Source organism: Eudoraea adriatica DSM 19308, assembly GCF_000382125.1.
GTDB classification, from domain to species: Bacteria; Bacteroidota; Bacteroidia; order Flavobacteriales; family Flavobacteriaceae; genus Eudoraea; species Eudoraea adriatica.
Map to the genome: position 1 here is coordinate 300,246 of NZ_KB907550.1, position 14,093 is coordinate 314,338.

Annotated in this window: 10 protein-coding genes; 8 read left to right on the forward strand and 2 right to left on the reverse strand. The window is 39.8% G+C overall.

Annotated elements, in window-relative coordinates; genetic code table 11:
- Positions 1 to 35: 35 nt before the first annotated feature.
- Entirely contained in the window at positions 36 to 1,352 is a 1,317-nt protein-coding gene (locus tag G504_RS0113390) for a cation:proton antiporter domain-containing protein (protein WP_019670700.1), read from the reverse strand.
- Between the two features lie 206 nt (positions 1,353 to 1,558).
- On the opposite strand from G504_RS0113390, the gene rimP reads away from it, so the two are divergent.
- From rimP to infB, 3 genes are read left to right on the forward strand one after another with little or no spacing between them, the layout of a single operon-like run.
- Complete coding sequence (rimP, locus tag G504_RS0113395; RefSeq protein ID WP_019670701.1) at positions 1,559 to 2,020, forward strand: ribosome assembly cofactor RimP; 462 nt, start codon at positions 1,559 to 1,561, stop codon at positions 2,018 to 2,020.
- A 12-nt stretch (positions 2,021 to 2,032) separates the two neighbouring features.
- Positions 2,033 to 3,265 carry a transcription termination factor NusA gene (gene nusA / locus G504_RS0113400; RefSeq protein ID WP_019670702.1) on the forward strand — a complete coding sequence of 411 codons (1,233 nt, stop codon included), beginning with the start codon at positions 2,033 to 2,035 and terminating at the stop codon, positions 3,263 to 3,265.
- Between the two features lie 42 nt (positions 3,266 to 3,307).
- Positions 3,308 to 5,998, forward strand: a complete 2,691-nt coding sequence (infB, locus tag G504_RS0113405) for a translation initiation factor IF-2 (RefSeq protein WP_019670703.1) — start codon at positions 3,308 to 3,310, stop codon at positions 5,996 to 5,998.
- A gap of 84 nt (positions 5,999 to 6,082) precedes the next feature.
- On the opposite strand, the gene G504_RS0113410 is transcribed toward infB, so the two are convergent.
- On the reverse strand, positions 6,083 to 6,460 hold the full coding sequence (locus G504_RS0113410) for an SPOR domain-containing protein (protein ID WP_157473346.1): 378 nt from the start codon (positions 6,458 to 6,460) through the stop codon (positions 6,083 to 6,085).
- 235 nt (positions 6,461 to 6,695) lie between these two features.
- Between G504_RS0113410 and G504_RS0113415 the strand changes: the two genes are divergently transcribed.
- Genes G504_RS0113415 through G504_RS0113435 form a run of 5 tightly spaced genes read left to right on the forward strand, consistent with a single transcriptional unit; the run spans position 6,696 to position 14,080 of the window.
- Positions 6,696 to 8,084: a cytochrome c3 family protein gene (locus tag G504_RS0113415; RefSeq protein WP_019670705.1), complete on the forward strand. Its 1,389-nt coding sequence runs from the start codon at positions 6,696 to 6,698 to the stop codon at positions 8,082 to 8,084.
- Positions 8,085 to 8,118: 34 nt separating this feature from the next.
- Positions 8,119 to 11,220 carry a TAT-variant-translocated molybdopterin oxidoreductase gene (locus G504_RS0113420; RefSeq protein ID WP_019670706.1) on the forward strand — a complete coding sequence of 1,034 codons (3,102 nt, stop codon included), beginning with the start codon at positions 8,119 to 8,121 and terminating at the stop codon, positions 11,218 to 11,220.
- Positions 11,221 to 11,255: 35 nt separating this feature from the next.
- Positions 11,256 to 12,986, forward strand: coding sequence for an NrfD/PsrC family molybdoenzyme membrane anchor subunit (gene nrfD, locus G504_RS18740; RefSeq protein ID WP_019670707.1), 1,731 nt, complete (start codon positions 11,256 to 11,258; stop codon positions 12,984 to 12,986).
- Positions 12,987 to 12,988: 2 nt separating this feature from the next.
- Positions 12,989 to 13,516 (forward strand): DUF3341 domain-containing protein, encoded by a 528-nt coding sequence (locus tag G504_RS0113430; RefSeq protein WP_019670708.1) that lies wholly within the window; start codon positions 12,989 to 12,991, stop codon positions 13,514 to 13,516.
- A gap of 3 nt (positions 13,517 to 13,519) precedes the next feature.
- Complete coding sequence (locus tag G504_RS0113435) at positions 13,520 to 14,080, forward strand: c-type cytochrome (RefSeq protein WP_019670709.1); 561 nt, start codon at positions 13,520 to 13,522, stop codon at positions 14,078 to 14,080.
- The last annotated feature ends 13 nt before the right edge of the window (positions 14,081 to 14,093 follow it).

Below are 14,093 nucleotides of genomic sequence, written 5' to 3' on the forward strand. Positions count from 1 at the left end.
AAGCGTAGTTTAATATTTTTCAATGTTGTGATGAATCATCGGGAATCCTGACTTAATTCATCAGGTAGCCCGGGAGCGGAAGGTTTCGGAAGATCTCTTTCTTTATTTAATTCGCTTTCCTCCTGTAATATCTCAATTTCCCTGTCTGCCAGATCCAGAATAGTGCTCATTTTTTTCTTGTCCTTAATCATAGCCCAGGTCATTATAAGACTTGTGCCTATAATTACAAAAAGCAGAATCCCGGGTTCAAAGTTTGCTACCTGTGCCTCCGCGGGAATTGCATAAAAAAGGAGAATTGTAATAAGCCCCCTTGGAGCAATAAATAATTGAGGGAGAATATCACTGCCTATAAATGTTCTTAGGATGACAAACCGTATCACATAAATTGAAAGAATAATAAGCAGACTTACCAATACTACCTGTATATTAAATAACGAAGCTATGGCAATAGTTAATCCAAAAATAACGAAGAAGAAAGTGCGCACTACAAAGGCCGTTTCGAGCGTAACTATATGAAGCTCATGGTATATTCTATGTGCTTTTTCATACTCAAGAAATTTGGAAAGTTTTCCTCCAAAGAACAATTTCATATTCGCAATTACTAACCCGAAAATGAGTATTATCAGTAATGAGGAGAGATGCAATTGTTTGCCAATCGCGTATAGCAGTAGCAGAACAGCTATTAGAAGGAATAATTTAGCCTGACTTTTAATTTTTTGAAAAATTAGAATTATTGCATAGCTGGCAATGAGTGAAATGACTATTGTTAGCAGAATATTGAGAGCGAAACCTCCGGCACCTGAATCTTCAGCAGGATTTAACCCACTTACCAGGAAATAGAACATCATGATTCCCATAATGTCCGAAAATGTACTCTCATAGATATGGAATTCTTTTTTCTTTTCTGAAAGCTCACTAACACTTGGAATGATAATAGCACTGGACAGGATTGATAAAGGTGTGGCATATAACCATGCCGCATCCATAGACATTTCCGGGATAAATTGATGTAGAATCAATGCTGCAACCCAGGCAGAGCCTATTAAACCGGTCAGGGCTATGGCCATTGATTTTAAAATGGGAATTAGTTTTTCCCTTTTTAACTCAAGTTCCAATGCAGCTTCAAGGACTATCATAATTAGGCCGATTATGCCAAGAACTTCAAGCGCTGGAAAGAAATCGACTTTTTCCGCCGTGAAATACTTCAGAACGAATTGTAAAATAAAGCCCAGGAGGATAAGCATTAAAACTGAAGGAATGTTTGTCCTTTTAGCTATGCCATTAAATAAAAACGATAGAATAAGTATTAACGAAGCCTCAATTATAAGGTTATAGGAATTAAAGACGTCCATGGGTTGATTGAATTATTTGGATTTATTGCATCCTTTATAAAAGTACTGCTAAAAATCAAACGTTCAGGATACACTTAATAGTATGTATTATAAATGGGGGAAGCTTCTGTTTTAGGAATCAAAAAAAGTTGTATATTTGCGCCACTGAAAGAATATAATTGTATTCATGAGGGGACAAATTGTCCCCTCTTTTGTTACTTATGGTTATGTTAAAGACACAAGTTGAAGAGCTTTTAGCGAAGGCACTGGAGGAGAATAAAAAATTGTTTTTAATTGATTTTTCAATTACTCCTGATAACACTATCAGGATCGTCCTCGATGGAGATGAAGGAGTAAACCTTAAGGACTGTATGGCCATAAGCAGAGCCATCGAACACAATTTAGATAGGGAGGAACATGATTTTTCCCTTGAAGTTACTTCAGCAGGTGCGGCAGAACCTATTGTGATGGCCCGCCAGTACCCAAAAAATATTGGCAGGAAGTTAGTCGTAAAAACAGCGGCTGAAAATTATGAAGGCGACCTCACCGAGGCTACAGAAAACAGCATAACACTGGAGTGGAAAGAACGTGAACCGAAACCAGTGGGCAAAGGAAAAAGAACCGTTCAGAAAAGAAAAAAAATAGCCATATCTGAAATTGATGAGGCAAAAGTTAAATTAAAATTTTAATTACAGGGCAAAATGGAAAATATTGCATTGATCGAATCTTTCTCGGAATTTAAGGATGATAAATTCATTGATCGGGTAACCCTAATGGCGATATTAGAAGACGTTTTTAGGAACGCTTTAAAAAAGAAATTTGGATCCGATGATAATTTTGATATTATTATTAATCCGGACAAAGGAGATTTGGAAATTTGGAGAAACAGGATAGTTGTGGAAGATGGGGAAGTTGAAGAACCAAATGAGGAAATATCCCTTTCCGAAGCTCGTAAGATTGAACCTGATTTTGAAGTTGGGGAAGATGTTTCTGAAGAAGTTAAACTTATAGACCTCGGAAGAAGGGCAATTTTGGCTTTACGTCAAAACCTTATATCCAAAATTCATGAGCATGACAATACTACCATATATAAGCAATTTAAAGACCTTGAAGGTGAGATTTATACTGCTGAGGTGCACCATATAAGACATAAGGCTATTATCTTATTGGATGATGAAGGCAACGAAATAATCCTTCCCAAGGATAAACAGATACCTTCTGACTTTTTTAGAAAGGGAGACAATGTGAGGGGTATTATCGAAAGTGTCGAGCTCAAGGGTAATAAGCCAATGATCATAATGTCTAGAACTTCGCCAGTCTTCCTGGAGCAATTGTTCTTTCAGGAAATACCAGAAGTGTTCGATGGACTAATTACCATAAAAAAAGCAGTTAGAATTCCAGGTGAAAAAGCTAAGGTGGCAGTAGATTCTTATGATGACAGAATAGATCCGGTAGGGGCCTGCGTGGGGATGAAAGGAAGCCGTATTCATGGAATAGTGCGTGAGCTTGGAAACGAAAATATAGATGTTATTAACTGGACAAATAATTCACAGTTAATGGTTACCCGCGCACTTAGTCCTGCTCGTGTTTCCACGGTGACTTTAAATGATGAAAAAAAGACGGCTCAGGTATACTTGAGACCCGAAGAAGTTTCAAAAGCCATTGGCAGGGGTGGTCATAATATAAGACTTGCAGGACAGCTTACTGGTTATGAGATAGATGTATTCCGTGAAGGCGTGGAAGAAGATGTAGAGCTTACAGAGTTCTCTGATGAAATTGAGGGCTGGATAATTGAAGAACTAAAAAAGATTGGTCTGGATACCGCCAGAAGTGTTTTGGAGCAAGATATAGATGATTTGGTGAAACGTACCGATCTGGAGGAGGAAACTATTTCGGACGTCGTACGAATCCTTAAAGAAGAATTTGAAGATTAAGCTATATATTAGCAGTATAAAAGTAGAGAGTAAATAGTATTTATGGCAGACAATGCAACAATAAGGCTTAATAAAGTCTTGAGAGAACTTAATATTTCTTTGGATAGAGCGGTAGAATTCCTTGCTTCTAAGGGGCATAAGGTGGATGCCAGGCCTACTACAAAGATTTCTGAAGACATACACCAGGTTCTTTTAGACGAATTCCAGACGGATATGAGCAAGAAAGTTGCATCCCAGGAGGTAGGTGAAGAAAAGCGCAAGGAAAAAGAAGCTATAAGGCTGCAATTGGAGCAGGAGCAGGAAGAAAAAAGACTGCAAAGAGAAAAAAGAGCTGCCTCCAGGGAGGTAGTGAAAGCCAGGGTTGAACTGTCAGGACCAAAAAAAGTAGGTAAAATTGATCTTGAAGCCGGTAAAAAGGCTAAACCAGAACCCAAGAAAGTTGAAGAGAAACCCGTCCCAAAGGAAGAGGTAATTGCCGAAGAAAAGGAAGAAACTATAGCCAAAGACGTTGCTGAAGAAATTAAGCCGGAAAAGGTTGTGGAGGAAAAAAAAGGGGATGTAAAAGTGCCGGAGGCAGAAAAGCCGGATGAGGTCGACTCTATCACTACACAGTATAAAAAACTATCCGGACCAAAAATAATGGGAGATAAAATTGATCTCTCCAAGTTTGATAAACCCAAAAAAAAGAAGGAAACTGCTAAAGAATCTTCCGAAGCAGATAAGCGCAAAAGAAGAAAGCGGATTATTAGTAATGGTTCACCTGGCAGTGGCAGAAGTAAAACCACGGCAAGAAAAGGACAGCGTTTTGCGTCAACACCAAAGTTAGAGCCAACGGAAGAAGAAGTGCAAAAACAGGTGCGAGAGACCCTGGAAAAACTTCAGGGCAAATCCAAAAAAGGAAAAGGGGCAAAGTATAGAAGGGATAAAAGAGACCAGCACAGACAACAGACTGAAAAAGATCTGGAACAACAGGAGCTGGAAAGTAAAATACTTAAGGTTACGGAGTTTGTAACCGTTGGGGAAGTTGCTACCATGATGGATATTTCTTCTACTGAAATAATTTCTGCCTGTATGTCTCTGGGGATCATGGTTACAATGAACCAAAGACTGGATGCTGAAACACTTTCAATTGTAGCTGAAGAATTTGGTTATGAGGTTGAGTTTATTACAGCAGATCTTGAAGAATCTATTGAAGAAGAAGTAGATGCACCGGAAGATTTAAAACCCAGAGCACCCATCGTTACGGTTATGGGTCATGTCGATCACGGTAAAACATCATTATTAGATTACATCCGGGAGGAAAATGTAATTGCCGGAGAAAGTGGAGGTATAACGCAACACATAGGCGCCTATAGTGTTGCATTATCAGGAGGGCAGAAAATTACCTTTTTGGATACGCCGGGCCACGAAGCATTTACTGCGATGCGGGCACGGGGAGCGCAGGTTACAGATATTGCCATAATTGTAGTTGCTGCGGATGATGATATTATGCCTCAGACCAAAGAGGCTATAAGTCACGCTCAGGCGGCAGGTGTTCCAATAGTTTTTGCGATTAATAAAATAGACAGGCCTACAGCAAATCCTGAAAAGATTAAAGAAGGTTTGGCGGCCATGAATTTACTTGTAGAGGATTGGGGCGGTAAAATTCAATCTCATGATATATCAGCAAAAACAGGTGAAGGTGTAAAAGATCTTTTGGAAAAAGTTCTTTTAGAGGCAGAACTTTTAGAATTAAAAGCTAATCCGGATAAGTTAGCTTCCGGTACCGTAGTGGAAGCATTTCTGGATAAAGGTAGAGGATATGTTTCTACTATTTTGGTGCAGACCGGTACTTTGGAAATAGGAGATTACGTTTTGGCGGGCACTTGCAGTGGCAAGATTAAGGCAATGCAGGATGAACGTGGCAAGTCGGTAAAAAAAGCCGGTCCTTCTACACCAATTTCCATTTTGGGATTGGACGGGGCACCACAGGCCGGGGATAAATTTAATGTGTTTGAAGATGAAAAAGAAGCCAAACAAATTGCTTCCAAAAGGAGTCAGCTTCAGCGTGAACAATCAGTAAGAACGCAAAGGCATATTACCCTTGATGAAATTGGCAGGCGAATTGCTTTGGGTGAATTTAAAGAGTTGAATATTATTCTAAAAGGAGATGTTGACGGATCTGTGGAGGCATTAACGGATTCCTTCCAGAAGTTGTCCACAGATGAAATACAAGTCAATATTATTCATAAAGGGGTGGGGGCAATAACTGAATCTGATGTGTTATTGGCTTCAGCTTCTGATGCTATTGTAATTGGATTTAATGTAAGGCCAATGGGCAATGCAAGGGATATTGCGGACAAAGAAGAGATTGATATAAGGATGTATTCAATTATTTATGACGCTATCAATGATCTCAAGGATGCGATGGAGGGGATGTTGTCTCCGGAGATGAAAGAGGAAATTACGGGTACAGCCGAAATCAGGGAAACCTTCAAAATATCTAAGGTAGGTACCATTGCTGGTTGCATGGTAACCACGGGCAAAATATTTAGAAACTCCAGTATACGTCTTATAAGAGATGGTGTTGTGATATTTACAGGAGAACTGTCTTCTTTGAAAAGGTTTAAGGATGACGTAAAAGAAGTTGCCAAAGGCTATGATTGCGGACTGCAGATAAAGAACTATAATGATATAAAGGAAGGCGATATTGTAGAAGCCTTCCAGGAAGTGGCGGTAAAGAAAAAGCTTTAATCCGGACCATGTATTCTTTGGTAATTTAGGCTAAAGAAATTTCTTTTTCCCGGGATAGATTTAATGAATGAAAAAAAAAACGACCTAATTGGTCGTTTTTGCTTTTTCTGGTTTTAATAAAAGTGATTCAGGATATTTTATCCGAACCTCTCTGAATTTACGTTCCCCTTCCAGCTTCGATTTAAACTGACCAATCTGAACCCGGTAAGTCGGGGAATCAAAAATAATTTTCGCTTTTAGGTCAGGAAAATCAATATCAACTTGCTGTTTAAGTTCTTCTGCCTTGGCATAAGAGCCAAATCCAACCTGAATTGTATAGAAACCGGATTCGGAATTACTTATTTTATATACGTCCAGAAGACGGGTAATACTTGCATCTTGTTTAATGCTGATTTCCCCGCTCTGCCCCATACCGCAAGTGATGAATCCAAGAAGTATTACTGATAGTATTGCCGTCTTCATGGTGTTAACTTTATTGAGTTTAAACATATAATGCAAAAGTAATTTATTGAAGGTTAAACAAAAGCTTAACCGCTTATTTAGAATTAATATAAATTATAAATTATAAAACCCTTAACATTTCTCAAATAAAGTCAAAGTCTTATTTTTGTCGTCAATTTGAGCGGCGATAAATTACCTTTTTTTCTTATTATACCAGTAATTATCGTGCCAGAATTAAGATAGAAATATTTTAAATATGAAAAAGGTTTTGTACCGCCATCAGATTTCGAAACTTTTAGCTTTTACTCTAGTAGCTTATCTATTCTTTTCAATTCCTCTATTAGCTCAGGAAGAAAACTCTGAACTCAGTGTTACGGGTGATACTGAAGCCGCCGCTGAAACAGCTGATGCGGTTTCCGGAGATGCTGCAAACGGAAAACAGCTATTTAATCAGAACTGTGCCGCCTGTCATGCGTTAAACAGGAAAATGACGGGGCCGGCTTTGGCTAATGTCGAGAGCCGCCTGGCTGAAGAGGAGGGGTTAGATAAAGAGTGGCTATATGCATGGATAAAAAATAGTGCCGGAATGATTAGTTCCGGTGACTCCTATGCAAATAAAATTTACGAGGAGTACAATCAGGCAGCAATGACTGCCTTTCCTACGCTTTCCAATGCGGATATTGATGATATTTTGGCTTATACAGCTGCTCCTGCACCGGCGCCTGTGGCCGCAGCTACTGCAACTGCAGCAAGTGATGGAGGTGGTGACTCTTCGGGGATTACCAATGAAATTATTTTAGGGGCACTAGTATTGGTTTTTGCCTTGCTGGTGATGATGTTGTTTTTAGTGAACAATACATTACAGCGCATAGCCGAAGCTAATGGCGTTGTGCTTGAAAAGGATAAAGCCGTTAAGAGAACGCCATTATGGAAAGCTTTTGCTCAAAATCAGTTCCTGGTTCTGGTTTCTTCCATTTTTCTGCTATTGGCAAGTGCATATTTTGCCTATGGATGGATGATGCAAGTGGGTGTAGATCAGGGATATGCTCCAATTCAACCTATCCATTATTCTCATAAAATACATGCCGGAGATAATAAAATTGAATGTAAATACTGCCATTCTTCAGCAAGGGTGTCAAAACATTCAGGGATCCCCTCATTAAATGTTTGTATGAATTGTCATAAATCCATTTATGAATACAAAGGAAATCCTGAAGGTCCAAGTCCGGAAGATTTGGCCAATGGGTATACAAATGAATTCTACACCGGGGAAATTAAGAAGTTGTATAAAGCAGTAGGCTGGGACGAGGAGAATCAAAAATATACAGGAGAGAGCAAGCCCGTTGAATGGGTAAGGATTCACAACCTTCCGGATTTGGCTTATTTTAATCACTCTCAACATGTTTCCGTTGCTGGTATTGAATGTCAAACCTGCCATGGCCCTGTTGAGGAAATGGAGATTATGTATCAATATTCGTCACTAACTATGGGATGGTGTATTAATTGCCATAGAGAGACAAATGTTAAGGTAGAGGATAACGCTTACTATGCCAAAATACATAAAGAATTGTCAAAAAAATATGGCGTGGAAAGTCTTACCGCAGCACAAATGGGCGGTTTGGAATGTGGCAAGTGTCATTATTAAGAAAAAAACAAGCATCTAATTACAGATATATAGTATGGCATCAAAAAAGTATTGGAAAAGCGAAGCGGAGTTAAATCCCAACGATTCCATTGTTGAGACGCTAAGACAAAACGAATTTCCGGAAGAAATACCAGTTGATGATTTTTTAGGGGATAAGAAGAATTTGTCTGCCAGTACAACCAATAGGCGAGATTTTCTTAAATATGTTGGGTTCAGTACTGCTGCGGCGTCCATAGCCGCCTGTGAAGGCCCTGTTCGAAAGTCTATACCGTATGTTGTAAAGCCTGAACAAATAATCCCGGGTGTCGCAAATTATTATGCTACTACTATAGCCGATGGGTATGATTTTGCCAGTATTTTGGTAAAAACAAGGGAAGGCAGACCCATTAAAATTGAAAACAACAAGGAAGCTAAATCAAATGGCAATGGCAATGCCAGGATACAGGCATCTGTTCTTTCACTATATGACAGCACCAGATTACAAGGCCCATTGGCAAATGGGGAAGCTGTTGATTGGAGTGCACTGGATGCCTCAGTAAAAAACAGCTTAGAAGGATTGAAGGATTCGGGGAAGCAAATAGTATTGCTTACTCAAACCTATGCCAGCCCGTCTACTTCAAAGTTGATTGGTGAGTTTAAAGAGGTTTATGCTAATGTTAATCACATTACCTATGACGCCGTAAGTGAAGATGCTGCTTTGGCTGCATATGAAGCTAAATTTGGAGAACGAGCGCTGCCTTCATATGATTTTGAAAAAGCTGAAATCATTGTTTCTTTTGGTGCAGACTTCCTGGCTGATTGGCAAGGTGGCGGATATGACAGTGGTTATTCCAAAGGGCGAATTCCCAGAGAAGGCAAAATGTCCAGACATATTCAGTTTGAATCCAATATGTCACTTACCGGAGCAAATGCAGATAAGCGTATTGCACTAAAGCCATCAGAACAGAAAAAGGCACTGGCGAGTTTATTTGGCAAACTAAACAACAGCGCTGTTAGCGTTGATCTCGGTGATGCTATCAGCAAAGCTGTAGACGATGTTGCAGCCGAAATTAAGAAAGCGGGAAATAAGGCAGTTGTTGTAACAGGACTGGACGATGTAAATGCACAGGCAGTCACTTTGTCTATAAATGAGATGCTGGCCAGTGAGGCGTTTCACCCGGGCAAACAAAGATATATCAGACAAGGAAATACCCAGGCGGTTAATGGTCTTATTCAGGATATGAATTCCGGTAAGGTCGGAGCTTTGATTATGGACGGTGTGAATCCTATGTATACCCTCCCTAACGCTTCTGATTTTGCTGAAGGTGTTTCAAAGGTAGATTTAACGGTTACTTTTTCTACGAATTGGAATGAAACAACAGAAATTACAGAATTTACTGCTGCGTCTAATCATTTCTTAGAATCCTGGGGCGATGCAGAATTCGTAAAAGGACACTACAGCCTTATGCAGCCCGCTATAAAGGAACTGTTTGATACCAGGCAATTTCAACAGTCGCTTCTGATCTGGATGGGAAGTGATATAAGTTATTACAATTACATTAAGCAATCTTGGAGTTTAGAGAATGAAGCATCCTGGAACAAGGCACTGCATGATGGTGTTTTTGTGCTGGAAGCAAATGAAGAAGGAGAAACTACTGCCGATGTTCAGGCAAGGAACCAACAGGCAGAAACCAATACAACTGTAGCACCAATTTCTTCAGCGGTTAGTTCACTGGCAAATTCATCAACCGAGGGAATGGAACTCGTTCTCTATCCAAAAATAGGGATGGGTGATGGCCAGCAGGCAAATAACCCCTGGTTGCAGGAATTTCCTGATCCCATAACGAGAGTAACCTGGGATAATTATGTTACTGTGTCCAGAGCGGATGCCTCTGCACTGGGACTGATAAATGAAAATGTGGCTAATGGTGGTCTTAACGGAAGCTATGCAAAACTTACGGTAAACGGGCTTACCCTGGAAAACGTACCTGTAATGATTCAGCCGGGACAGGCTGCAGGAACTGTGGGACTTTCGTTCGGATATGGCCGTAAGGTAGGTATGAAAACTGAAATGCAGACCGGTGTTAACGCCTATACCCTTTACCAGGGATTCAATAGTGTGCAAAATGTAACTCTGGAAAAAGCAGCAGGAATGCATGAATTTGCTTGTATCCAGCTTCATAACACCCTCATGGGTAGAGGTGATATCATAAAGGAAACCACTTTAGAGATATTTAACACAAAAGATCATTCGGAATGGAATCATGTACCTCAGGTATCATTGAACCATCAGGAAGTTCCGGCTACAACGGTTGATCTTTGGGATAGTTTTGACAGGTCTATTGGACATCACTTTAATATGTCTATAGATCTTAATGCATGTACCGGTTGCGGTGCTTGTGTAATAGCTTGCCATGCGGAGAATAATGTACCGGTAGTTGGTAAAGAAGAGGTTCGGAAATCCAGAGACATGCACTGGTTGCGAATAGACAGATATTATTCTTCTGAAGATACTTTTGACCAGGACAATACTAAAAAAGATGAATTTTCAGGTGCTTCACAGACCAAGTCGGGCTTTGAAGAAATGGAACAGGCTGCAGTAAATCCTCAGGTTGCTTTTCAACCTGTAATGTGTCAGCATTGTAACCATGCACCTTGTGAAACCGTATGTCCGGTGGCAGCAACTTCACATAGTCGTCAGGGCCAGAACCATATGGCATATAACAGATGTGTTGGAACAAGATATTGTGCCAATAACTGTCCTTATAAAGTAAGAAGGTTTAACTGGTTCCTGACCAATAATAATGATGAGTTTGATTATCACTTCAATAATGATCTGGGAAAAATGGTCATTAACCCTGATGTTACCGTAAGGTCCAGAGGAGTCATTGAGAAATGTTCTCTCTGTATCCAGATGACCCAAAAAACAATTCTTGATGCTAAACGCGAGGGCAGGGAAATAGTGGATGGCGAGTTTCAGACGGCGTGTTCCAATGCATGTAGCAACGGAGCTATAGTATTTGGCGATTCAAATGACGAAAAGAGTCAGGTTACGGAATTAAAGAAGAATGACAGGATGTATCATTTACTGGAGAGCGTTGGAACAAAACCAAATGTGTTTTATCAGGTAAAAGTGAGAAACACAAATGAAGCATAATCAATTAAGGAAGAATACAACTATAATAAAACTATATGGCGTCGCATTACGAAGCACCAATACGTAAACCCTTAGTTCTTGGGGACAAAGGCTACCATGATGTATCGGTAGATATTGCAGCTCCGGTTGAAGGACGGGCTAATAAACAATGGTGGATTGTTTTTTCCATTGCATTGGCAGCACTCCTTTGGGGGGTAGGTGCCATAATTTACACAATATCGACTGGTATAGGAACCTGGGGACTTAACAAAACAGTTAACTGGGCCTGGGATATTACAAACTTCGTTTGGTGGGTAGGTATTGGACACGCCGGAACCTTAATTTCTGCAGTACTTTTATTATTTAGGCAAAAATGGAGAATGGCAATTAACCGATCTGCGGAAGCCATGACGATATTTTCTGTAATTCAGGCAGGCTTATTCCCGATAATACATATGGGTAGACCATGGCTGGCGTATTGGGTTGTCCCAATACCTAATCAGTTTGGTTCCTTATGGGTTAACTTTAATTCACCCTTGTTATGGGATGTTTTTGCCATATCAACTTACCTTTCTGTTTCATTGGTGTTCTGGTGGACAGGTTTACTCCCGGATTTTGGTATGATTCGCGACAGGGCTGTTAAACCTTTCCAAAAGAAAATTTACGGTTTGGTTAGTTTTGGTTGGACAGGCCGCGCGAAGGACTGGCAGCGCTTTGAAGAGGTTTCACTTGTTCTTGCAGGGCTGGCAACGCCACTTGTACTTTCTGTACATACTATTGTATCTTTTGACTTTGCCACTTCTGTTATTCCGGGCTGGCATACCACTATTTTCCCGCCTTACTTTGTTGCGGGAGCAATATTCTCAGGATTTGCGATGGTGCAAACACTCTTGATAATTATGAGAAAGGTAAGTCACCTTGAAGATTATATTACCGTTCAGCATATTGAACTGATGAATATAGTAATTATGATTACGGGTTCAATCGTCGGTTGTGCGTATATCACTGAGCTTTTTATTGCCTGGTATTCAGGTGTTGAATACGAACAGTATGCTTTCTTAAACAGGGCAACAGGACCATATTGGTGGGCATATCTTTTGATGATGAGTTGTAATGTTGTTTCACCACAGATCATGTGGTTCAAGAAAATCAGAACCAGCATAGTAATTTCATTTATTATATCTATCGTAGTAAATGTAGGTATGTGGTTTGAAAGATTTGTGATTATTGTTACATCATTGCACCGGGATTATTTACCTTCCTCATGGACTATGTTCTCACCAACTTTTGTGGACATTGGAATTTTCATAGGTACTATTGGCTTCTTCTTTGTGCTCTTTCTATTATATTCAAGAACCTTCCCGGTAATTGCTCAGGCTGAGGTAAAATCTATTTTAAAATCATCAGGATCTCGTTTTAAAGCCCTTAGAGATGCTGGCAAACCATTATATACTATAAGTAAAAATGGAATTGTAAGGGAAACAATTATTGGTAATGAAGAGGAGGCTGCTGTTTCTGCAGAACCTGATAAAGAAAGTTTGCTTAGTACACTTGGTAGTTTTGATTCGGGAACTCAGGAGCCGGACGATCTTAAAAAGGTAAAAGGGATTGGCCCTTTAATGGAAAAAACCCTGAATAAATTGGGTATTTTCAGCTTTTTACAGGTGAGCAAAATGACACAGAAAGAATATGATATGCTAGACGCTCTTACTGGTGCTTTTCCCGGAAGAGCTCAGAGAGATGATTGGGCGGGACAAGCAAAAATGTTTTTAAACAACGATAAATAATTATGGCAGCTACTGTTATCCACGCATATTATGATGATGATGATGTACTGATGCACGCCGTTAAAAAGGTAAAAGCTGAAAAACATCACATCGAGGAGGTCTATTGCCCGTTCCCGGTGCATGGTTTGGACAAGGCAATGGGCTTAGCTCCGACCAGAATTGCTATTACATCCTTTATGTATGGATGTTTGGGGTTAATTGTTTCTATTGTTATGATGAAGTACATAATGATCGATGACTGGCCAATGGATATTGGTGGAAAACCCAGCTTTAGCTACATAGAAAATATGCCAGCTTTTGTGCCAATTATGTTTGAATTAACGGTTTTCTTTGCAGCACATTTAATGGTGATTACATTTTATTTGCGCAGCAGGTTATGGCCATTTAAAAAAGCTGAGAACCCTGATGTTAGAACAACAGACGCTCATTTTATTATGGAGATTGAAGTGCATAATAATGAGTCTGAATTGAAGGACTTGTTGTTGGATACAGGGGCAGTAGAGTTGAACATTATTAAAAACAGTCATTAGAAAATGAAGGGTTTTATAAAAATAGTAATGATTCTGGCAATAATTGGATTGGTTTCTGCATGTGCAGATAGCAATAGTCCAAATTATCAATATATGCCAAATATGTATGAGCCGGTTGGTTATGAAACCTATCAGCAAGTAGATTTTCTTCCAGGCGGTACTGAAGCTATGACTCCTCCGGAAAATACAATTCACAGAGGGTGGTTGCCTTATGAATTTGCAAATGATCTTGAGGGCAAGGAAATGGCGAGAATGCAACCAAGTCCATTGGATACTTTGCTAATGGAAGCAAATCTTGCCAAAGGCAAAGAACTTTATACCATATATTGTGGTATATGCCATGGCAACCTGGGAAAAGGCCAAGGGACTTTGGTAAAAAGAGAAAAAATATTGGGGGTGCCCAGTTATGCTGATGCCGCAAGGAATATTACCGTTGGAAGCACCTATCATACTATTTATTACGGACTGAATTCCATGGGTTCCTATGCAGGACAGCTTGATTATGAAGAGCGTTGGCAAGTATCAGAATACGTAATGCAATTGAAACAAGACTTAACAAAATAATACATAGACCTTT